The sequence below is a fragment of the Polaribacter sp. Hel1_33_96 genome (assembly GCF_002846595.1).
Lineage (GTDB): Bacteria > Bacteroidota > Bacteroidia > Flavobacteriales > Flavobacteriaceae > Polaribacter.
The window spans coordinates 2,612,985-2,633,409 of the sequence record NZ_PJMV01000001.1 but is presented as its reverse complement, the minus strand read 5'-3'; the positions used below and the strand labels follow the sequence as shown (position 1 = coordinate 2,633,409).

Annotated in this window: 19 protein-coding genes; 11 read left to right on the top strand and 8 right to left on the bottom strand. The window is 31.3% G+C overall.

All coding sequences use genetic code 11. The features are described from left to right. Positions 1-13 precede the first annotated feature (13 nt). The 3 genes from ATE90_RS11355 to alaS form a co-directional block, all read right to left on the bottom strand. The gene (locus ATE90_RS11355; RefSeq protein WP_101451427.1) at positions 14-961 is read right to left on the bottom strand and encodes a GSCFA domain-containing protein; all 948 of its coding nucleotides are present in this window, start codon (positions 959-961) and stop codon (positions 14-16) included. A gap of 36 nt (positions 962-997) precedes the next feature. Further along, positions 998-1,411: a T9SS type A sorting domain-containing protein gene (locus ATE90_RS11350; protein WP_101451426.1), complete on the bottom strand. Its 414-nt coding sequence runs from the start codon at positions 1,409-1,411 to the stop codon at positions 998-1,000. 74 nt (positions 1,412-1,485) lie between these two features. Beyond that, entirely contained in the window at positions 1,486-4,104 is a 2,619-nt protein-coding gene (alaS, locus tag ATE90_RS11345; RefSeq protein ID WP_101451425.1) for an alanine--tRNA ligase, read from the bottom strand. A 162-nt stretch (positions 4,105-4,266) separates the two neighbouring features. Here alaS and ATE90_RS11340 point away from each other — a divergent pair, with 162 nt between their 5' ends. From ATE90_RS11340 to ATE90_RS11290, 11 genes are all read left to right on the top strand, one after another. Continuing rightward, on the top strand, positions 4,267-5,229 hold the full coding sequence (locus tag ATE90_RS11340; RefSeq protein ID WP_036788626.1) for a M23 family metallopeptidase: 963 nt from the start codon (positions 4,267-4,269) through the stop codon (positions 5,227-5,229). A gap of 2 nt (positions 5,230-5,231) precedes the next feature. After that, the gene (locus ATE90_RS11335; RefSeq protein WP_036788629.1) at positions 5,232-5,561 is read left to right on the top strand and encodes a MerR family transcriptional regulator; all 330 of its coding nucleotides are present in this window, start codon (positions 5,232-5,234) and stop codon (positions 5,559-5,561) included. 193 nt (positions 5,562-5,754) lie between these two features. Further along, positions 5,755-7,569, top strand: coding sequence for an acyl-CoA dehydrogenase (locus ATE90_RS11330; RefSeq protein ID WP_101451424.1), 1,815 nt, complete (start codon positions 5,755-5,757; stop codon positions 7,567-7,569). Continuing rightward, positions 7,569-8,345: an SDR family NAD(P)-dependent oxidoreductase gene (locus tag ATE90_RS11325; protein ID WP_036788635.1), complete on the top strand. Its 777-nt coding sequence runs from the start codon at positions 7,569-7,571 to the stop codon at positions 8,343-8,345. Before ATE90_RS11330 ends, ATE90_RS11325 begins: the two co-directional genes overlap by 1 nt. Before the next feature lie 96 nt (positions 8,346-8,441). Continuing rightward, entirely contained in the window at positions 8,442-9,659 is a 1,218-nt protein-coding gene (locus tag ATE90_RS11320) for an acyl-CoA dehydrogenase family protein (protein WP_036788638.1), read from the top strand. Then, positions 9,659-10,717, top strand: coding sequence for a phosphotransferase family protein (locus tag ATE90_RS11315; protein WP_036788641.1), 1,059 nt, complete (start codon positions 9,659-9,661; stop codon positions 10,715-10,717). Before ATE90_RS11320 ends, ATE90_RS11315 begins: the two co-directional genes overlap by 1 nt. Positions 10,718-10,811: 94 nt before the next feature. After that, positions 10,812-11,564, top strand: a complete 753-nt coding sequence (locus tag ATE90_RS11310; protein WP_101451423.1) for an SDR family NAD(P)-dependent oxidoreductase — start codon at positions 10,812-10,814, stop codon at positions 11,562-11,564. A 68-nt stretch (positions 11,565-11,632) separates the two neighbouring features. Further along, complete coding sequence (locus tag ATE90_RS11305; RefSeq protein ID WP_036788646.1) at positions 11,633-12,244, top strand: LemA family protein; 612 nt, start codon at positions 11,633-11,635, stop codon at positions 12,242-12,244. A gap of 2 nt (positions 12,245-12,246) precedes the next feature. Further along, a complete protein-coding gene (locus ATE90_RS11300) occupies positions 12,247-12,684 on the top strand; it encodes a TPM domain-containing protein (protein ID WP_036788649.1) in 438 nt (145 codons plus the stop codon). Continuing rightward, the gene (locus ATE90_RS11295; RefSeq protein WP_052107617.1) at positions 12,681-13,496 is read left to right on the top strand and encodes a TPM domain-containing protein; all 816 of its coding nucleotides are present in this window, start codon (positions 12,681-12,683) and stop codon (positions 13,494-13,496) included. The genes ATE90_RS11300 and ATE90_RS11295 overlap by 4 nt, the downstream gene beginning before the upstream one ends. A gap of 59 nt (positions 13,497-13,555) precedes the next feature. Next, complete coding sequence (locus ATE90_RS11290; RefSeq protein ID WP_036788652.1) at positions 13,556-14,404, top strand: hypothetical protein; 849 nt, start codon at positions 13,556-13,558, stop codon at positions 14,402-14,404. Here ATE90_RS11290 and ATE90_RS11285 read toward each other — a convergent pair. From ATE90_RS11285 to ATE90_RS11265, 5 genes are read right to left on the bottom strand one after another with little or no spacing between them, the layout of a single operon-like run. Continuing rightward, positions 14,401-14,778: a DUF423 domain-containing protein gene (locus tag ATE90_RS11285; RefSeq protein ID WP_036788655.1), complete on the bottom strand. Its 378-nt coding sequence runs from the start codon at positions 14,776-14,778 to the stop codon at positions 14,401-14,403. The two genes, ATE90_RS11290 and ATE90_RS11285, sit on opposite strands and share 4 nt — an antisense overlap. Before the next feature lie 8 nt (positions 14,779-14,786). Further along, on the bottom strand, positions 14,787-18,467 hold the full coding sequence (locus ATE90_RS11280; RefSeq protein WP_036788658.1) for a metallophosphoesterase: 3,681 nt from the start codon (positions 18,465-18,467) through the stop codon (positions 14,787-14,789). 10 nt (positions 18,468-18,477) lie between these two features. Continuing rightward, complete coding sequence (locus ATE90_RS11275; RefSeq protein ID WP_036788662.1) at positions 18,478-19,080, bottom strand: nucleotidyltransferase family protein; 603 nt, start codon at positions 19,078-19,080, stop codon at positions 18,478-18,480. A gap of 3 nt (positions 19,081-19,083) precedes the next feature. Then, positions 19,084-20,103, bottom strand: coding sequence for an XdhC family protein (locus ATE90_RS11270; protein ID WP_036788664.1), 1,020 nt, complete (start codon positions 20,101-20,103; stop codon positions 19,084-19,086). Positions 20,104-20,149: 46 nt separating this feature from the next. Then, entirely contained in the window at positions 20,150-20,419 is a 270-nt protein-coding gene (locus tag ATE90_RS11265) for a hypothetical protein (protein WP_036788667.1), read from the bottom strand. Positions 20,420-20,425: the final 6 nt, after the last annotated feature.

Below are 20,425 nucleotides of genomic sequence, written 5' to 3'. Positions count from 1 at the left end.
ATACTAATTTGGACTAAAATTTTATAAATGGAAACTGAGATTTTATTTTTTCTTTTCTCTTCACTATTTTTTCTAAAAAATGTTGATGTTGTTCGGATTTTTCATGAAAAGGTCTATGTAAGATTCCTTTTTGAATGGCTTCAATTTCTTTCATGGTTGGCAAGGATTCTTCAGAAAACCGAGTATCTACAAATTTCTCCCAAATGTAATTTATAGCTGTTTTATTTGGATGAATCATGTCTTCTGCATAAAAACGATAATCACGTAATTCGTCCATCATAATTTCATAAGAAGGAAAATAAGAGACATTCGTATCCACAAGTATAGTATGAATTGCTGAAATTAAATTTGATTTACTTTGGGTGTTTTCTACAAAGCCATCTTTTAAATGTCTTATTGGAGAAACGGTAAAAGTGATATGTATATTTTTATTTATAGATTTTAAAAGTACTAATATCGTTGACAAACTTTTGGTAATTTCATCAACAGTTAATAATTCTTTCAAAAATTTTTTCTGCGGAATTTTATGACAATTGGCAACAATAGTGTCTGTTTCTATAAATCTGTAAACCCAAGAGGTTCCTAAAGTAATAATAATATGAGAGGCTTCTTTTAACTTTTTATTAGTTACTGAGATTGCAGAATTTATTTTTTTTAAAAGTGATTTGTCGTTTTCAGAACTTAAACTAGAATGCACATCAAAAGAATGCCAAACTTCATTTTGGAGAAAAACATCTTCACTGGAATATACTTTTTGATTGACTGCATTTGTAATTAAGGTCTCTATTGCTTTTGGATGAAAAAGTATGCCAAATGGATTTTGAATTGATTGAAATTTAAAGTGGTTTAATTTGTTTCCAATATTTTCTGAAAAGCAAGAGCCTAGCAAAAAAATATTAGAATCATAATTTATTAGATTTTTAGTTTCTTTTTTTAGCGGAATTTGAGTTTGGAGCTTCATGAGTGCATATTAACTGGAGCGAAATTAGCTTAAAAATTAATACTTCAATATTTTTTTTGTTTTAGAAAATCCTTTTGATTGATAATACACAAAGTAATTGCCTTTCGCTAAGTTTTTTATATCTATACTTAAGGTGTGTTTAAAAGCAGTATATTTTTTATTTGTAATTTCTTTTACAACGGCACCAGTTGTATTGTACAAAGTAAATTTTACTTGTTCGTTATTTCCAATAAATTCGATGTTTATGAAATCCATTGTTGGATTTGGAAATAGGTTAATTTTAAGTTTTTCTAATGAAAAATTTTCTGAAGAGAGTGCTGCTGAGCATCCTTGTTTAAAAATGGGCAAAGAATCAAATTCGTCAAACAAGATTGTATTAGACTCAGCTTTTGTTGCTCCTAGCCAATCTGTTAAAATAGTACTGTAAATATTTCTAAAATCGAATTGCATTTGCACGCCTTCTTTTTCATCAACTTGTGCATCAATTTCAGGAGTATCCCCTAAAATTTAGAAAAAGGTTTAATTTAAACCAAATAATCTTTTGCTCTTTCTAAAGCTTTAGAAATTCCACCAGGATTTTTACCACCTGCAGTTGCAAAGAAATTTTGACCGCCACCACCGCCATGAATTAATTTACCCAATTCTCTTACAACTGTTCCTGCATTATATCCGCGTTCGTTTGCTAATTCTTTAGAAATGTAGCATGTTAGCATCGCTTTGTCTTTTTTCTCTGAAGTTGCAAAGAGCAAGAATAAATTTTTATATTCTTTTCCAATAGCAAATGCTAAGTTTTTAATACCATTTTGATCTAAATCTACTTTTGTAGCTAAGAATTGAACGCCATTAATTTCTTGCAATTGATTTTTAATTTCGCCCGTTAAATTTTGAGCTTTATCTTTTAATAATTGTTCAATTTGTTTTTGCAAAGAAGTATTTTCTTCCTGTAATTTCTTTACTGCTTTCACAGGTTCTTTTGTGTTATTTAACAAGTCTTTAATTTCAAATAAAGCTCTGTTATTTTCGAAATAAAAATCTTTTACGGCATCATTGGTAATCGCTTCAATTCTTCTAATTCCTGCGGCAACTGCCCCTTCAGATTTTATTTTGAAATGCCAAATATCACCTGTGTTTTTTACGTGAGTTCCACCACAGAGTTCTATCGATTTTCCGAATTTTATAGTCCGAACGGTGTCTCCATATTTTTCACCAAACAAGGCCATTGCTCCCTCCTCAATTGCTTGTTGCATTGGAATGTTTCTTTTTTCTTCTAAAGGAAGTTTACCTGCAATTCTTCTATTTACAAAATTCTCAACTTCTCTTAATTCATCAACGGACATTTTAGAAAAATGAGAAAAGTCGAAACGTAAATGTTTTGAGTGAACAGCCGAGCCTTTTTGTTCTACATGTTTTCCTAAAACTTCTCTTAATGCTTGATGTAATAAATGAGTAGCTGTGTGATTGCATTCCGTTACGTAACGTTGTTTTGCATCTACAACCGCTTTAAAAGTCTCGTTAATGTGTTTTGGAAGGTTTTTAGTAAAATGAATAATAACATTGTTTTCTTTCTTGGTGTCTAAAATGTAAACAACATCGCCATGGGCCGTTTCTAAATATCCTTTATCACCAACTTGACCGCCACCTTCTGGATAAAAAGGAGTTAAATTAAAAACTAATTGATACATTTCACCATCTTTTTTAGAGGTAACTTTTCTGTGTCTCGTAATTTTTACATTCGTTTCTAATGCATCGTAACCAATAAATTCTTCAACAGCGTCATCATTCAAAATAGTCCAATCATCTGTAGATATTTCGCTAGCAGCTCTAGATCTATTTTTTTGTTTTTGAAGTTCAATTTCAAATCCTTTTTCATCTAAAGTATATCCTTTTTCAGATAAAATTAAAGCAGTTAAATCGATAGGAAAGCCATAAGTATCATACAATTCAAAAGCTTTATCGCCAGAAATTTCTTTCGTTTCTGCTGAAGATACAATACCGTCTAATAAAATTAAACCTTGATCTAAAGCCCTTAAAAAAGAGGTCTCTTCTTCTTTAATTACATTTTCAATCAATTGTTTTTGAGCTTTTAATTCAGGGAAAGCAGCTCCCATTTTCTCACTTAAAACAGCAACTAATTTGTAAATAAAAGGTTCTTTTTTATTGAGGAAGGTAAAACCATACCTTACAGCTCTTCTTAAAATTCTACGTATTACGTAACCTGATCCTGTATTACTTGGTAACTGACCATCAGCAATTGAAAAAGCAACAGCTCTTACATGATCAGAAATTACACGAGTTGCAATATCTTGTTTTTCATTAGTACCATATTTTGTATCCGTAATGGTTTCTATTTCTTTAATTATGGGTGTAAAAACATCCGTATCATAGTTAGATTGAACCCCTTGCAAAACCATACAAAGACGCTCGAAGCCCATGCCTGTATCTATATGTTTGTTTGGTAAATTCTCTAAATCGCCTGAAGCTCTCCGATTGTATTGCATAAAAACTAAATTCCAAATTTCTACAACATGAGGATGGTCTTCATTGATTAAAGTTCTACCATCAACTTTTGCTTTTTCTTCTGCAGAACGTATATCAACATGAATTTCAGAACATGGTCCACAAGGTCCTTGTTCACCCATTTCCCAAAAATTATCTTTTTTGTTTCCCTTTAAAATCCGGTCTTCAGAAATATGTTGTTTCCATAAATCATATGCTTCTGTATCCATATTAAGATTATCAGCATCATTACTTCCCTCAAAAACAGTTACATATAAAATTTCTTTATCTATTTTGTAGACTTCAGTCAGTAACTCCCAAGCCCAAGAAATTGCTTCCTTCTTAAAATAATCTCCAAAAGACCAATTTCCTAACATTTCAAATAATGTATGGTGGTAGGTATCATAGCCAACTTCCTCTAAATCGTTATGTTTTCCTGAAACACGTAAACATTTTTGAGAGTCAGTAATTCTATTCTTTTTTGGTTTTCCATTTCCTAAAAAATATTCTTTAAAAGGCGCCATTCCAGAATTCACAAACATTAATGTTGGATCATCTTTAGTAACCATGGGAGCAGAAGGAACTACCAAATGCGATTTTTCTTGAAAAAAATTTAAAAAAGTGGAACGAATATCTTGAGATTTCATAAAAAAGGAGCTTCCAACTTTGTTGGGTTATGTTAATTTATTTTTAAAAATAACCACCTAAAAAAAGCAGTTGTAAAACATTTTGTAAATTTGTTTGTTGTTATAAAGAGGTTTCTATAGTTAAAAACCATTTATAACGACAAAAATAGTACATTTAGCAATATGGCAAAAGTAAAATATTATTATGATGAGGATACGCTTTCTTACAGAAAAATTACTGTAGATAAGAGTAGCTATTATAGAAGAATACTTTTTATATTTTTAGGTGTCAACCTAATTGCTTTTTTTGGTTTTATTGGCTTTAGTCAAATTATTATGTCTCCATCAGAAAGAATTCAAAAAAGAGAGTTTGAAAATTTAAAATTACACTACGAATTGTTGGGTAAGAGAATGGGTGAAAACGCTCTAATTTTATCACAATTGCAGGAAAGAGATAATAATATTTATAGAAGTTATTTTGAAGCAAACCCGATTTCTGAAGAACAGCGTAAAGCTGGTTTTGGTGGTATAAATAGATATAAAAATTTAGAGGGTTTTGATAATTCTAATTTGATTAAAAAACTTACAAAAGAAGTAGATGTTTTGTCTAAGCAAATGGTGGTACAATCTAAATCTTTAGATGAAATTGTTTCTTTAGCAAAAGAAAAAGAAGACATGTTAGCCTCTATTCCTGCGATATTACCAATTGAAAAAGGCGATTTTTATGTAGCTTCTGGCTATAAAATGAGAATGCATCCTATTTTAAAAATTAAGAAGTTTCACAAAGGAATGGATTTTACGGCAGCAACAGGAACTCCAATTTATGCTTCCGGAAATGGAAAAGTAAGCAGAGCTCAAAGAAGCAGCACTTTTGGTAAGGTTGTTTACATAGAGCATGGATATGGTTACAAAACTATTTATGCACACATGAGTAAAATGAAGGTAAAAAGAGGGCAAGAAGTAAAAAGAGGGGATTTAATTGGTTTTGTTGGTAACACTGGTTTGTCTGTTTCTCCGCATTTGCATTATGAAGTTCATAAAAATGGTAGACCTTTAAATCCTATAAATTTTTATTACGGAAATTTAACGTTGGATGAATTCGCAGCCCTACAAAAAACGTCAGAAGAAAGTCAATCTTTAGATTAATTATGCACGTAAATTTACCTGAAAAAAGATATTACAAAATAGGGGAAGTTGCCAAGGCTTTTCAAGTAAACACCTCCTTAGTTCGTTTTTGGGAAAAGGAATTTGATATTATCAAGCCCAAGAAAAATGCAAAAGGCAACAGGCTTTTTACGCAAGAAGATATTAAAAATTTTAAATTAATCTTCAACTTAGTCAAAGAGAGAGGTTTTACATTAGATGGGGCTAAACAAAAGCTCAAGAAAAATCCAGAAGGTATTTTTAATAATCACGAAATTATTACCAGACTAGAAACCGTAAAAGCAGAACTTCAAAAAATTAAAAATCAACTTTAAAGATTAAAAAATCACTTTTTTTAGAAGTGGAAACACTTTATGATTCCTATTGATTGAATTTTTAATCTATAAAGTGTATCTAGTTTTCGGAATTTACTATGCATGCATAATAATTTTTATTATATTTGGAGATGTGAAAGCTGATACACCAGAATAGATTAGCAATTAAAAACAACTATAAAATATCAATATTATGCCAAAAAAGTATGTAGACCTCGAAACACTTAAATACATACTTTATGATATTCACAAATTAGAAGATTTATTATCAAGAGAAAGATTTCAAGAACACGATTTGGAATCTTTAGATTTATTTATTGATTCTGTAAAGGAATTTTCTGATAGAGAGTTGTTCCCCTATTTCAAAGAAATGGATGAAACTCCTGCATATCATAAAGATGGAACCGTAATTGTTCATAAACAGGTTCAAAAGGTAATGCATCAATCTGGAGAAATGGGCATAATCGCCGCTTCTTTTGATTACAAAGACGGTGGTTTACAAATTCCGTTTACAGCATTGCAAGCAGCAGTATATGTCATGGATGCTGCTAATAATCATCTACCAGGGTATCCTAGTTTAACGCAAGGAGCAGCGGAATTAATTTTAGAGTTTGGGAACGAAATTTTAAAAGAGACGTATGTGCCGAATATGCTTGCTGGAATTTGGGGAGGAACGATGTGTTTAACGGAGCCGCAAGCAGGAAGTTCTTTATCGGATATCGTTACAAAAGCTACACCAACAAAAGAAGGTTATTTCAAAATTTCTGGGCAAAAAATATTTATCTCTGGTGGAGATCATCAATTTGCAGAAAATATTGTGCATTTAGTATTGGCAAGAATTGAAGGCGCTCCAAAAGGAACAAAAGGAATTTCTCTTTTTGTCGTTCCTAAAAACAGATTAAAAGAAGATGGAACTTTAGAGTACAATGATGTAATGACGGTTGCCGATTTTCAAAAAATGGGACAGCGTGGATATTGCACAACACACCTAGGTTTTGGAGATTCCGATGATTGTAGAGGTTGGCTTGTGGGTGAAGAACACAAAGGTTTAGCACAAATGTTTTTAATGATGAATGGTGCAAGAATAGCCGTAGGTAGAGGTGCTGCAGCAATTTCAATGGCTGCTTACAGGGCTTCTTTACAATACGCAAACGAAAGACCTCAAGGAAGAAAACTAAGGAGCACAGGAAAGAAAAACCCTTCCGAAAAACAGAGTTTAATTATAGAGCATCCAGATGTTAGAAGGATGTTATTATTGCAAAAATCGATTGTAGAAGGTTCTTTAAGTTTGGTGTTTTTGGCATCAAAATATCATGATATTGTAACAACAGCAACTTCCAAAGAAGAAAAAGAAAAATATCATTTGTTGTTAGAAATGATCATTCCTATTGTAAAAACATATCCATCAGAGGCGGGTGCTGAATCTGTAGATAATGGATTGCAAGTTCTAGGAGGTTACGGTTTTTGTGCAGATTTCAGCTTACAACAATATTATAGAGATATTAGAATTTCTTCATTATATGAGGGAACAACAGGAATTCAATCGCAAGATTTATTAGGTAGAAAAGTACCTATGCAAAATGGTAAAGCTTTAGAATTATTGGTTAGTGAAATTACGAAAACAATTTTAGCGGCATCGAAAGATGAGGATTTAAAACAATATGCTATTATTTTAGGCGATAAATTAAAACAGTCACAAAAAGTATTAAGTCATTTAATGCCTTTTGCCATGAAAGGAAATTATGAACGCTATTTGGCAGACGCTAATCTCTTTATGGAATATATGAGTATTGTAGTTTTAGGCTGGTTATGGCTAGAAATGGCGGTAGACGCTAAAAAAGAATTAACAAATACGAATAGAAAATATTCAGAAATTTTTTATGAAAGTAAAATTCATACGATGAAATTTTACTTTAAATATGAAGTGCCAAAAACAAATTCATTAGTAGAATCGTTAATGAATGATGAGACTCTAACAATTAAAAAAGATAAAGAACATATTATATAATGGCACATATTTCAGAACAATTTAATTTAGAAAATAAGGTTGCAATTGTAACAGGTTCAAGTAAAGGAATCGGAAAAGCTATTGCAAAAGGTTTAGCACAAAATGGAGCACAAGTTGTAATTTCTAGTAGAAATCAAGAAGCTTGTGATGAAGTTGTACAAGAGTTTATAGCAGAGGGTTTAAAAGCAGTTGGAATTGCTTGTCACATAGGAAAAGAAGCACAACGCAAAAATTTGATTGATAAAACAATGGAAATTTTTGGACGAATTGATGTATTGGTGAATAATGCTGCCATCAATCCAGTTTATGGGGCAATTGAAGATGTTGACCCAACTATTTTTGATAAAATAATGGATATAAATGTCAAAGCACCTTGGTCTTTATCTAATTTGGTACTGCCACATTTTCAAACAAATAAAAAAGGAAGTATTATAAACATAGCTTCAGTGGAAGCATTAACGCCTGGATTTGGTTTAGGTATTTATAGTACAAGCAAAGCAGCTATTTTAATGTTGACAAAAAATCAAGCAAAAGAATGGGGAAGACATGGTGTAAAAGCCAATGCAATTTGCCCTGGCTTAATTAAAACAAAATTTAGTGCTGCTTTATGGCAAAACGAAAAAATGTTAAATAAGCTAGAAAAAACAATTCCTTCAGGAAGGATGGGAATGCCAGAAGAAATGGTTGGTTTAGCCTGTTTACTAGCTTCGGATGCAGGAAATTATATGACTGGCGGCGTTTATACTGCTGATGGAGGCTATATGATTGCAGGTTGATATAAAAATATTTCCTCGATATTAGTCGAGAAGTTATCTACTATATAATTTAAAAATGGTCTTGTTTGCGCTTGACCAAACAAATGAACTTTACTAATGAACTTTGAATATTCAGAAAAATCAAAAGAATTACAGCATAAATTATCTGCTTTCATAGAAGAGTATATCGTTCCTGTAGAGCAAGAATATATTGCATATCAAAGTGATCCTAATAACCTTTGGAAGCGCTGGCCTAAAACAGAAGAACTCAAACAAAAAGCGAAAGATATCGGATTATGGAATCTCTTTTTACCGAAAGATTATGGAAACTTAAGTCCAGGATTAACAAATCTAGAATATGCTTCTTTGGCAGAAATTATGGGAAAAAAAATCTGGATTTCAGAAATTTTTAATTGTTCTGCGCCAGACACAGGTAACATGGAAGTATTAGCAAAATATGGAAATGATACTCAAAAAGAACAATGGTTAACACCTTTAATGAAGGGTGATATACGTTCTGCTTTTTTAATGACAGAGCCTCAAGTAGCGTCTTCAGACGCAACAAATATTGAAACCTCCATTATTTTAGAAGGTGATGAATATGTAATCAACGGCAGAAAATGGTGGTCTTCAGGTGCTATGGATCCTCATTGTAAAGTTGCCATTGTTATGGGTAAAACAGATGCTTCAAAACCGAGACATCAGCAACAAAGTATGGTATTAGTTCCTATGAATACGAAAGGGTTGAAAATTGTAAGACCACTTTCAGTTTTAGGCTATTTAGATTCGCCAGAAGGGCATGCCGAGATTATTTTAGAAAATGTCAGAGTACCAAAAGAAAATTTAATTTTAGGTGAAGGAAGAGGTTTTGAAATTGCTCAAGGAAGATTAGGTCCTGGTCGAATTCATCATTGTATGCGTTTAGTAGGGATGGCTCAATATGCCTTAGAGCTTATGTCTAAAAGAACTTTAGAAAGAGAAACGTTCGGGAAAAAATTTTATGAGTACAGTAGTATTCGGCATGAAATAGCAAAATCGCAATGTGAAATAGAGCAAGCGCGTTTACTTACACTTTCAGCTGCTGATAAAATGGATAAATTAGGAAACAAGGAAGCAAAAGATATCATAGCAATGATTAAAATTGTCGCTCCAAATATGGCGCAAAAAGTAATAGATAGAGCGATGCAAATTTTAGGAGGAAAAGGCGTTGGACCAGACACCTATTTACCACATTATTTTGCAATTTCAAGAATGTTACGTTTAGCAGACGGTCCAGACGAAGTACATATGTATCAGCTAGGTAAAAGTTGTATTAAAAAATACGGAAGTAAATAATGGGGATTCAAAAAGTAAGAAAAGGAGAAGAATTAAATGAAGTTTTATTGAAGAAGTACCTTCAAGAAAATGGATTAATTAACTCTGTGGTAAGTGAATTATCCATACAACAATTCACACATGGATATTCTAATCTAACCTATTTGCTTGAGATTGAAAATAAAGAATTTGTATTAAGAAAACCACCAATTGGAGCGATTAAAAGAGGACATGATATGCGTCGCGAATTCAAGGTGCAAAGTGCTTTGTATAAAGCGTTTTCTAAAGTTCCAAAGATGTATGGGTTTTCTGATGATGAAGCTATCTTAGGCAGTGATTTTTACATAATGGAAAAAGTAGAAGGAGTCATCTTAAATTACAAAGAAGCACAAAACAGAAATATTCCAGAGGCAGACTATAAAACCATCGCAAATTCTTGGTTAGATACGCTAGTAGAATTGCATAATGTAGATTATAAGAATGTTGGTTTAGGCGATTTAGGTAAGCCAGAAGGCTATGTAGAAAGACAAGTTTCTAATTGGGGAAAACAGTATTTAAAAGCAAAGACAGACGATTTTCCAGAGGCAGAAATAATCATGAAATGGATGAAAGTACATCAACCAACTGCATATGACCATTGCTTAATACACAATGATTTTAAGTATGATAATGTAGTTTTTAAAGATGATTCTTGGCAGGGAATTTCGGCAGTTTTAGATTGGGAAATGGCCACTTTAGGAGATCCATTAATGGATTTAGGAACCTCTCTAGGATATTGGACAGTGGCATCTGATCATAATTTTATAAAACAAGGAATTCCCTCTCCAACTGTTTTTGTAGGAAATCCTATCAGAAGTGAGATTGCAAAAATGTATGCCAAAAAATCAGGAAGAAATGTAGATAATTTGATTTTTTACTATGTTTTTGGATTGTTCAAAATAGCTGTAATTGCACAGCAAATATATTTTAGATATTCTAAAGGATGGACAACAGATCCACGTTTTTCGAAGTTAAATAAAGCTGCAGAATTATGTTGTAAGCTTGCTTTAAAGGCAATTAAAACAAAATCAGTTGATTAATTATACCACAATCATCTTAATTTAAATATTGAATATCCAGCAGAATCGAGGGCAATAGCATTATCAAATTCACGTTTAATTTTTTGTAAATAATATGGAAGTAAAAAATAAAATAGTAATCATTACAGGGGCAGGTTCAGGAATAGGAAAAGCAACAGCAATTCATTTTGCAAAATATGGTGCAATCGTAGTAGTTTCTGATATCGATTTAGAAAGTGCAAAAAAAGTTGCGGAAGAAATTGTAACAAATGGAGGCACATCTCGTCCTATAAAAGCAAATGTCGCAAAGTTTGAAGAAGTTGAAAATTTAATCAATGAAACTGTTGAAGAATTTGGGCGATTGGATGTAATTGTAAATAACGCTGGTATTGGACCAAATTTATTAAGGACACATGAATCCTCTTTAAAAGATTGGGATAGGGTGATTGCTGTAAATCAAACAGGTGTTTTTTATTGTATGAAGTTGGCATTGGTGCAATTTTTAAAACAAGGAGCAGGTAATATTGTAAATATTGCTTCTTTAGCAGGTTTAAAGGCATCTCCAAACAATATAAGTTATAGCGCGAGTAAATTTGCAGTAGTAGGAATGACAAAATCTGCTGCGATGGAGTATGCGACTAAAAATATTAGAGTGAATGCAGTGTGTCCTGGGTATACAGAATCTGCTTTATTAGACCAACTAATAGCAGCAAAACCTGAAATGGATGCAATTTTGAGAAGTGTAATCCCTATGAAACGCTATGGGAAAGCAGAAGAAATTGCTGAAGCTGCAGTTTGGTTAGCATCAGATAATACAAAATTTATGACAGGACAAACGATTACTTTAGATGGAGGAACATCCCTTTAAGGACTAAAGATTATTGACTAAATTTGTAAAAAATAGAACATCAACATAAAAATTAAAATTTAGAAATTATGAAAAAATGGTTAATTCCAGTAATTGTTATCGCTGTCATTGTTTTTGGGGTATACAATTGGGCTAAAGGATTCAATAACAAAGCTGTTGTTTTGCAGGAAGATGCAAAAACAACTTGGTCTAATGTAGAAAGTGCTTATCAGCGAAGAAATGATTTAATAGGAAATTTAGTAAAAACAGTTCAAGGAGCAGCAGATTTTGAAAAAGAGACATTAACACAAGTTATTGAAGCTCGTTCTAAAGCAACATCAACAACTATTAATGCAAACAATTTAACCCCTGAAAAGATGGCTCAATTTCAACAAGCTCAGGCAGGATTAAGTGGCGCTTTATCAAAATTATTATTGGTTGTAGAGCGGTATCCTGATTTAAAAGCGAATTCGAATTTTTTAGAATTACAAAGTCAATTAGAAGGTACAGAAAACAGAATTAATGTAGCTAGAGATCGTTTTAATGCTGGCGTAAATAACTATAATAAACATATTAAAATATTTCCTAATTCTTTGTTAGCAGGTATGTTTAATTTTGATGAAATGGATAGATATCAAGCCAATGTAGGTTCAGAAAATGCTCCAAATATAAACTTCGATTTTAAGAATAAAAAAGAATAAAAATGTCTAAAGTAGAAGCATTTCTTACTCATGAAGAAGAACAAGAAATTATTTCTGCTATCAGAATTGCAGAGAAAAATACTTCTGGTGAAATACGTGTTCACATTGAAGCTTCATCAGAAAAAGAGCATTATGAACGTTCATTAGAAGTATTTCATCTGTTAAAAATGGACAACACAAAAGATGCCAATGCAGTCTTAATTTATGTGGCTGTAAATGATAAAAAGTTTGTGATTTATGGTGATAAAGGTATTGATAAAGTTGTGCCAAAAGAGTTTTGGAATTCTACCAAAGATGTAATGCAAAATCATTTTAAAAATGGTGATTTTAAACATGGAATTGTGGATGGAGTTTTAAAAGCTGGAGAAGAATTACAAGAACACTTCCCATGGAAAGCTGACGATGAAAATGAACTTTCTAATGATATTTCTAAAGGATGAAAAATTTAGCTATAGGTTGTCAGTTGTCAGTTATTGCTAGGAGAATATTCACCTTTATAATCTTTACGTGTGCTCTAAACCTTTTTTCCCAAGGATTTGAAATTCCTGAAAAGCCAGAGTTTCAAACGAGTGTTTATGATTATATAAATTTATTATCAACTTCACAGAAATCTAATCTTGAGAGTAAGCTTGTTCGCTATTCGGATAGTACTTCTACCCAAATAGTAATTGCTATAGTTTCATCTACGGAAGGAGAAAATATTAATTATTTAGCCGCAAATTGGGGAGAAAAATGGGGGATTGGAGATGCACAAAAAGATAATGGAATTTTAGTTCTATTGGCAAAAGAGGATAGAAAAATTGCAATCCAAAATGGAAAAGGAGTTGAATATTTGATGACTGATTTTCAGAGCAAAAGAATTATTGAAAGAATAATTATACCTGAGTTTAAGAAAGAAGATTATTATAGGGGTTTGGATAAAGGGGCGGACTATATTTTTAAGACTTTAAATGGAGAATTTAAAGGAACAAGAAAGCAAGAGTCTGAGTTTGATCCAGGGATTATTATTTTTGTCATCATTGTCATTGTTATTTTAATTTTACTTTCTAGAGGAAATAAAAATAATGGAAAAGGAGGAAAACGTTTTAGAAGAGGTTCTCTTGCAGATATTATTTTTGATACAATTATTTTAAGTAACGCGGGTAGAGGAGGCGGTTTTGGAGGTTCTTCAGGTGGAGGTTCATCGGGCGGTTTTGGCGGCGGTTTTGGCGGTGGAAGCTTTGGTGGTGGTGGTGCTTCAGGCGGTTGGTAAAGAATTTAATTTAAAATATAACAAGCCAATAGCGTATTCATGTTTATAGATTTCCTTTTATGTTAAAAAAAATCTTTTCTTTTTTTACTTTTCTATTCTTAATTAGTTGTCAAAATTTTGGGCAATTAAGTTTTTTAGCAGATTTGCCCAAGGATCTAAAAGAAGTTTCTGGAAATGAAACAATAAGGAATTCAAATCTTATTTGGATGCTTAACGATGGGGGGAATGAGTCAAAAATTTATGCCGTTTCTGAGCAAGGTAAAATAAAAAGAGAAGTTTATATAAAAAATAAAAATCATGATTGGGAAGATTTAACTTCAGATGAAAAAGGAAATATTTACATTGGTGATTTTGGTAATAACCTAAGTAAAAGAAAGAATTTAACAATTCTAAAAATTGAAGAAAAGTATTTAAAAAAGAAGAATACTGAAGCTATAAGAATAGAATTTACATATGAAAATCAGCATAAATTTCCACCAAAAAAGAAAGGTTTGTATTTTGATGCAGAAGCCTTTTTTTACTTCAAAGGTTACATGTATATTTTCACAAAAAGTAGAGTACATAATAAATATGGAAAAACCTTTTTGTATAAGCTTCCTGCAAAAAAAGGAAAACACATTGCTAAATTAATTGGTGAATTTGAAAATTGTAACGATTTAGAATGTTGGATTACTTCAGCGGATATTTCTGCTGATGGTAAAAAAGTGGCATTATTGTCACAAAAAAATATTCTTATTTTTTCTGACTATAAAGAGGATAATTTTTTATCAGGTAATGTGAAGAAAATTGAATTAGAACACAGAACTCAAAAAGAGGGTCTATGTTTTAAAGATAACTATACATTATTAATCACTGATGAAAAAGCACATGGAGTAGGGGGTAATTTATACGAATTGAAAGTTAATTAAACTACAAATTTATAAAGCATAAGCAGCCAACCTAACACAAGAAACAAACCTCCTAAAGGTGTAATTGGTCCTAAGAATTTTACTTTTTTATTTTTTGCAGATGAAATTACCAATCCATAAATAGAGAAAGAAAACAGTATAATGCCAATGATAAATGCAGTAATTATATAGCTATCAATGTTCTTCTTTGTATCTAAATTAAAACCTAAAACAAGTAATACAATGGCATGATACATTTGGTATTTTACACCCGTTTCGAAACTTTGTAATTTATCTAGCGTTAGTTTTTTCTTTAATAAATGTGCGCCAAAAGCGCCAAAAATTACAGCCGTAAATCCAAATAAAGAACCAAAAATTAATGCTATCTGTGCCATATGAAATTTTAAAATGCAAATCCGAATGTAAGTGCGATTCTTAGTCCATCATTACTATTAAAAGCGGAAATATTCCCAGACATCATGTTTGCAGCGTTAAAGAATACTCCTCCTCCTAGGGAAGTATTAAATTTCGTGCTTTTAACTAGGTCGTCTTGTTGCCCCCAAACAGTTCCATAATCAAATCCACCAAATATACCAATGTTTAAAGGTAATAAACTCGTTTTAAATCGCCTTAAATTTAAACGAATATCAGAATTGTGATAAAATGAATTTTTGCCTGTAAAACGCTGATTTCTATATCCTCTTAAGCCATCATTACCGCCAATGTTTGCTGCTTGATAAAATTCATAAGAATCACCAAAGGTAAAATGACTTTTCAATTTTGTTGCGAACACTAATTGCCCGCTAGAAATTAATTTGTAATCAAAAGAAATTGAAGGAATAAGGTATCCAAAATTGTTGTTATTATTTAAGTTTGATGTATATCCAGCTACTAATTCAGTTTTCATACCCATTGTTGGAAAAGCAATATTATCTAAATTCTCATAACGATAACTTGCTTCGGTATTTATAAACTCTTGCTTTTCGAAAATATCATTATTTGCAGTAAAATCAGTATTTATAAACCGGTTAATTGTATTGTCTATTTTAATTTGTTGATATTTAACACCAAGTTTAATTTTTGCATCTAAATCGCCCTTCCAATGAATAAAAGTACCCGTAAAGAATTTACTAATTTTCACTCGGTTATAATCTTCTTCTTTTAAATCATTGGCTTCAAGATTAATAGAGTTGTTGCCTAACCCAAAATAATTAATGGAGTAATTAGGACTGGTAAAAGTAGCATTTATACCAAGGTTCCAGTGGCTAAATACGTTTGCAATTTCAGAGGAGTAATTAAGCTCAAAACCATTTGTCGCAAAATAGTAAGCACCTGAAATTAAGTGTTGCGAAGTGAAAGGATTTCTTTCAAAACCATAAGCTGTATAAATGTTTGCAAATCCAATTTTTACGCCATCATCAGGATTAAAACCAACTGTTGGTGTAAATACGTTTTGGCTATTCTTTAACTTTTTATAATCGTACACATTTATATTATAATCATCCGTTAATTTCTTTTTTCCATTTTTAGTTTGAAAGCTGTTTTTCTTCGATTTATAATCATACATAATTACATTTTTTCCATTTAAGATTTTGTATGTATCATTATTTTGGCCGCCTATAATTCTTACTTTAATAGGGTCTTTTTCTTCACCTTTTACTATGAAATTATCTTCGCCGTCTAAACCATAAATCCAAATTTCTTTCGTTTCAGATGTATTATAAATTCGCTGATGAAACATCCTATGTTTAGCACCTTTTTTTATGGTGTAGACTGTAATTTTTGTTTTTCCATTTTCCAATCTCTCAATATCAAACCAATCATTTTTTTGAGTACCTCTAATAATTTGAAATTTGTTTATATGTTTAAAATAAGAGTCAGAAATTTTCTGTAAATTACTTCTTCTCCCTTGTAATTTTCTTTTTATTTCTAATATAGTTTCATCCTTAACTTCTTCAGGAAAATTAGTAAAAGCATCCTCTATAACAGCATCTGAGATATTATTTTGAATTAATTTCACTTGGTTATTCCAAATATTTTTATCGGATTTTGAAATTAAAACCATGTCTAAAGGATAAGGTTCTAAATTAAACCATTTAGGGCTTTTTAATTCATCTGAATAAGACTGCATTAAACGCAATGCAGGCACTATTTTAGTCACTGTATTTAACAAAGCACCATCACCAAAAATAGAAAATGCTTGATCTCTATCTCTAGGAATCGGTCTATAAATAGTTTTCTTTTTTTCTTTAAATACGGCCCATCTCCATTGATCTTCATGTCTATCCCAATCTCCAATTAACATGTCAAATAAGCGGGCTTTTATATAGGCTTCTTCATCTAAAATATGAGTATCGTTTTTGTTTATTTTTTTTAATAAATCATCTGTACTAATTACTTTGTTCGCAAAACCAAAACTAGCTTTGTCTCCATGACCAGAAGCAGCACGTTCTTCAATCATGTACAATTCATCACCAAATTCATCATTAAAATGTCCTAAACTATTTTGTTTTGGTATGTAATATAAAACAGGATTTGTGTGATAAACACCTACTGCGTCAGACAGTTTTCCGATGGTAAAGGGTGCATAAGGATGTGAGCCTGTAAAAACATCAGATAATAAATTTTCAGTGGCGGTGCCATCAAATTGTCCCTCAATATATTGATCTTTAAAAGCGACAGCTTGCAAATATTGTACAGCATTCTTTCGTAAGGCACGCATCACATATTCGCGTCCTTTTTTGTCTTTTAATCTTAATGATTTAGATTGATGTCCTCCACCTTTTCTAACAGGTTTTAACCCACCAAAAAGCGTATCTAAATTTACTGTTGGGGCTTTTACTTCTGTTCCAAAATATTTTCGATAACGTTCACCCCATAAAAAACGATATGTTTTGCTCTTTGTGATTTCTTCTTTAGTATAAATAGATGCTTTTTTTTCTGTAATTCTATTTTTTGGGAACGTTGTAAAAGTCTTTTTTTCATTGGCTGAGAGTACTTGAGTTTTGTACACAATTTTACTATCATTTATAGCATAAAAACTTACTTCTGATGCCCCATTCTTGTAAATGTCTAACTTTGCAAAACCTTGAGCCGCATATGTAAATTTTGCTCCTTTAGACAATTTTGTAGCCATTGTTTTTGAGCCAGAACCACTTACAATTTGAGGAATATTATCTTGGACTATGTATTGTAAATTGTGGTCATGACCAGAAACAAAAATGGTTTTGTCATTTTCTTGAGAGAGTGTTACGATACGTTTTTTAAGTGCATTGTATTTTTTATTTTGGATGTCTGCATTTGAAATCCCAGAGGTTTCTCGAATTAAATTTTTGATAGTTCCTAAAATCGGTAAAGGACTCATATGGCTTGAAAAAGAGTGTTTGCCTCCATGAGAACCATTTGTAAACATCGGATGATGCATTGCTACAATGGTTGTTTTACCCCTTGCTTTTTTTATTAAACCTTCAAATTCATCAAAAAATTTTGTTCTAGTTTTAATTTCACATTTATCATTTATTGTTGGATGATTGTCCCAGTTTGTTAGATACCAATGTGTATCGATAATAATTAAAACTATATCTTTAGAAATTTCAACTTTTGCTAAAGGACATCCATTTTGAGGAAAAAAAGAATTTTTACCCAATACATTTTCAACTAATTTTTCTTCTCGTTTTAAACCTTTTAAACCATTATACCAATCATGGTTTCCTGGAATAAAAATTGATTTTCCTTTAAATTTTTCAGCAACTTCAGTCTGCGCTGTAATTCTTCTTTGCGCTAAAGGATATTTTTTAGAACTTTTCTTCGGAATTCCACTTTCATACACATTGTCTCCTAAAAAAAGAAGTGTTGACTTTTTAGGGGCTCCTTTAATTTTTTCTTTTAAATAACGTAAAGCAGGAGCGTCTTTAGTTAAAGTTGAATTGCCAGCATCACCAATTAAGTAAAACGAGTGGATCAATTTAGAACTATCTTTTTTATATTCTAGGTTTTGGTTTTCTGCAACCTGCATTTTCATTGATGCACAGGCAGAAATCATTAGAACTATTATAAGAAAGAATAAATTTTTGATTAGTTTCATAGGCGCGAAATTAACTATTTAAAATTGATTTTTTAAAGAGCTGCAAGTCTTCTTTTGTATCTATATCAAAGAAGTTTGTGGTTGATTTTGGACAAAGAACTTCACTTTTCCTTTTATTGATAAAAATTTTAGCTCCTTGATCTCCTTTTATCAATAGTAAATCGTTAAAATATTTCTCTGGAATAATAGCAGGAACACCCAGTTTTACTCCATAATTTGATGCAATAATTAGGTTTTTATTTTCTTGAAATAAATTCAGCATAGCTTCTAAATACCAGAGTTTAATTGCAGGTTGATCCGCCAACAAAATAAAAACACCATCGAAATTTAATTGTTGTTTTCTAAAATATTGAATTCCAGAAATGATGCTTGAACTCAAGCCATCTTCAAAGTTGTTGTTTTCAATAAGCTCAATATTTTCTATCGTGATACCTTGTTTTATTTGATCAGAATTGGCGCCTAAAACACAGAAAGTAGCAGTAGGAGAAATCCTTTTTGCTTTCTCTAAAGTAATGTCTAAAAGCGTTTTGTTATTGATTTTTTCTAACTGTTTTATGCTGTGCATTCTTGATGATTTTCCAGCAGCTAATATTAAAACAGCAATATTTTTCATCCGTTAACTATGAATTTTCCCATTTAATTCTCTTAATGAAAACGGTTCTTTTTTTCTAATGACAGAGAGTATTTCTGCAACAATAGAAAGTGCAATTTCTTCTGGAGTTTGGGCACCAATATGCAAACCAGCGGGTGTGTAAATAGTTTCCAAAAATTCATCACAAATATCAGGTACAAACTCAAAAAGTTCATTAAATAAACGTTCTCTTCTTTTTGGTGCCCCTAAAATTCCAATATATTTTGGTAAATATTTAGAAAGTTTTACAGCATATTTTAAATCTTGCACATAACTATGATTCATAATTACAATAGCAGTATTTTCTTCAATGTTAGAAAACTCTATAGTTTCAGGAGTATTACCAATTAAGGTATTCGCACCAGGAAAATCTTTGATTTGTTTACTGTCTTTTATTGAGGTGATTACGTCAATTTGCCATCCTAAATTGGAAGCAATTTTACATAGTTTTACAGCATCATGCTCACCTCCAATAATTATTAATTTAAAGTTTGGTTGTAAGGTTTGAGTGAAAATGTTAATATTCTTTTTAGTTTTAAAATCAAAAGTATCTGAAAACACAAATTGCTCGTTATTTTTAAAAGTTATTAGAGAGCCAAAATTACCAAAAGCTTCATCTTTTTTTGAAAAATAACTTTCTATTTTTAAGGATTCTCTATTTGCAGATGCATCAGAAAAAGTGTTTATAAAAGCATTAGAAATAAAGAAGGGTTCAAGTAAAACATATAAAATGCCTTCGCAACCTAATTTATATCGACCATCGTAGGTAATTATTTTTGATTGATTATTTAAAAAAACACTGCTCGCTCTGTGAATAATTTCTTTTTCTACACAGCCACCACTTACAGCTCCTACAGTATTTAAATCCTCAGAAATGAGCATTCTAACTCCTGGTTTTCGATAAGAAGAACCCTTTAAATAAACAACAGTAGCCAAGACATTTTTCAATCCCTTTTGCTGATTGGCTAATGCTTGATTAATAATTTCTTTAAGTTCGTGAATCATTTAGAATAATGAAAATTGAGCTTTAAATATAGAACTTTTAAAGTTATTATGTATAGCTTATCTCGCAAGTTTCACATTTGTAAGTATCTTCATTGATACTAATTCCACTTACATTTTTTTCTACTATTTTATTGATGAAATTGTTGTAAGTCTGATCATAGCCCACCAATTTATTTCTTTTGTTTAATGTATAAAACTCACCTTCCCATTCTTGTTTTCCCCAACAATTTGGACAAATTCCAACAGGTGCTTTTTCTGATGTATTTTCTTCAGCTTTAGAAGTGAAATAATTTTTAATGTTTTGTAGTATGCTCATAATTGT

Excerpts from the sequence above, each read along its gene's own strand:
- ATE90_RS11355 (WP_101451427.1), bottom strand. The coding sequence starts at position 961 with ATGAAGCTCCAAACTCAAATTCCGCTAAAAAAAGAAACTAAAAATCTA.
- ATE90_RS11350 (WP_101451426.1), bottom strand. The coding sequence starts at position 1,411 with ATGCAATTCGATTTTAGAAATATTTACAGTACTATTTTAACAGATTGG.
- alaS (WP_101451425.1), bottom strand. The coding sequence starts at position 4,104 with ATGAAATCTCAAGATATTCGTTCCACTTTTTTAAATTTTTTTCAAGAA.
- ATE90_RS11340 (WP_036788626.1), top strand. The coding sequence starts at position 4,267 with ATGGCAAAAGTAAAATATTATTATGATGAGGATACGCTTTCTTACAGA.
- ATE90_RS11335 (WP_036788629.1), top strand. The coding sequence starts at position 5,232 with ATGCACGTAAATTTACCTGAAAAAAGATATTACAAAATAGGGGAAGTT.
- ATE90_RS11330 (WP_101451424.1), top strand. The coding sequence starts at position 5,755 with ATGCCAAAAAAGTATGTAGACCTCGAAACACTTAAATACATACTTTAT.
- ATE90_RS11325 (WP_036788635.1), top strand. The coding sequence starts at position 7,569 with ATGGCACATATTTCAGAACAATTTAATTTAGAAAATAAGGTTGCAATT.
- ATE90_RS11320 (WP_036788638.1), top strand. The coding sequence starts at position 8,442 with ATGAACTTTGAATATTCAGAAAAATCAAAAGAATTACAGCATAAATTA.
- ATE90_RS11315 (WP_036788641.1), top strand. The coding sequence starts at position 9,659 with ATGGGGATTCAAAAAGTAAGAAAAGGAGAAGAATTAAATGAAGTTTTA.
- ATE90_RS11310 (WP_101451423.1), top strand. The coding sequence starts at position 10,812 with ATGGAAGTAAAAAATAAAATAGTAATCATTACAGGGGCAGGTTCAGGA.
- ATE90_RS11305 (WP_036788646.1), top strand. The coding sequence starts at position 11,633 with ATGAAAAAATGGTTAATTCCAGTAATTGTTATCGCTGTCATTGTTTTT.
- ATE90_RS11300 (WP_036788649.1), top strand. The coding sequence starts at position 12,247 with ATGTCTAAAGTAGAAGCATTTCTTACTCATGAAGAAGAACAAGAAATT.
- ATE90_RS11295 (WP_052107617.1), top strand. The coding sequence starts at position 12,681 with ATGAAAAATTTAGCTATAGGTTGTCAGTTGTCAGTTATTGCTAGGAGA.
- ATE90_RS11290 (WP_036788652.1), top strand. The coding sequence starts at position 13,556 with ATGTTAAAAAAAATCTTTTCTTTTTTTACTTTTCTATTCTTAATTAGT.
- ATE90_RS11285 (WP_036788655.1), bottom strand. The coding sequence starts at position 14,778 with ATGGCACAGATAGCATTAATTTTTGGTTCTTTATTTGGATTTACGGCT.
- ATE90_RS11280 (WP_036788658.1), bottom strand. The coding sequence starts at position 18,467 with ATGAAACTAATCAAAAATTTATTCTTTCTTATAATAGTTCTAATGATT.
- ATE90_RS11275 (WP_036788662.1), bottom strand. The coding sequence starts at position 19,080 with ATGAAAAATATTGCTGTTTTAATATTAGCTGCTGGAAAATCATCAAGA.
- ATE90_RS11270 (WP_036788664.1), bottom strand. The coding sequence starts at position 20,103 with ATGATTCACGAACTTAAAGAAATTATTAATCAAGCATTAGCCAATCAG.
- ATE90_RS11265 (WP_036788667.1), bottom strand. The coding sequence starts at position 20,419 with ATGAGCATACTACAAAACATTAAAAATTATTTCACTTCTAAAGCTGAA.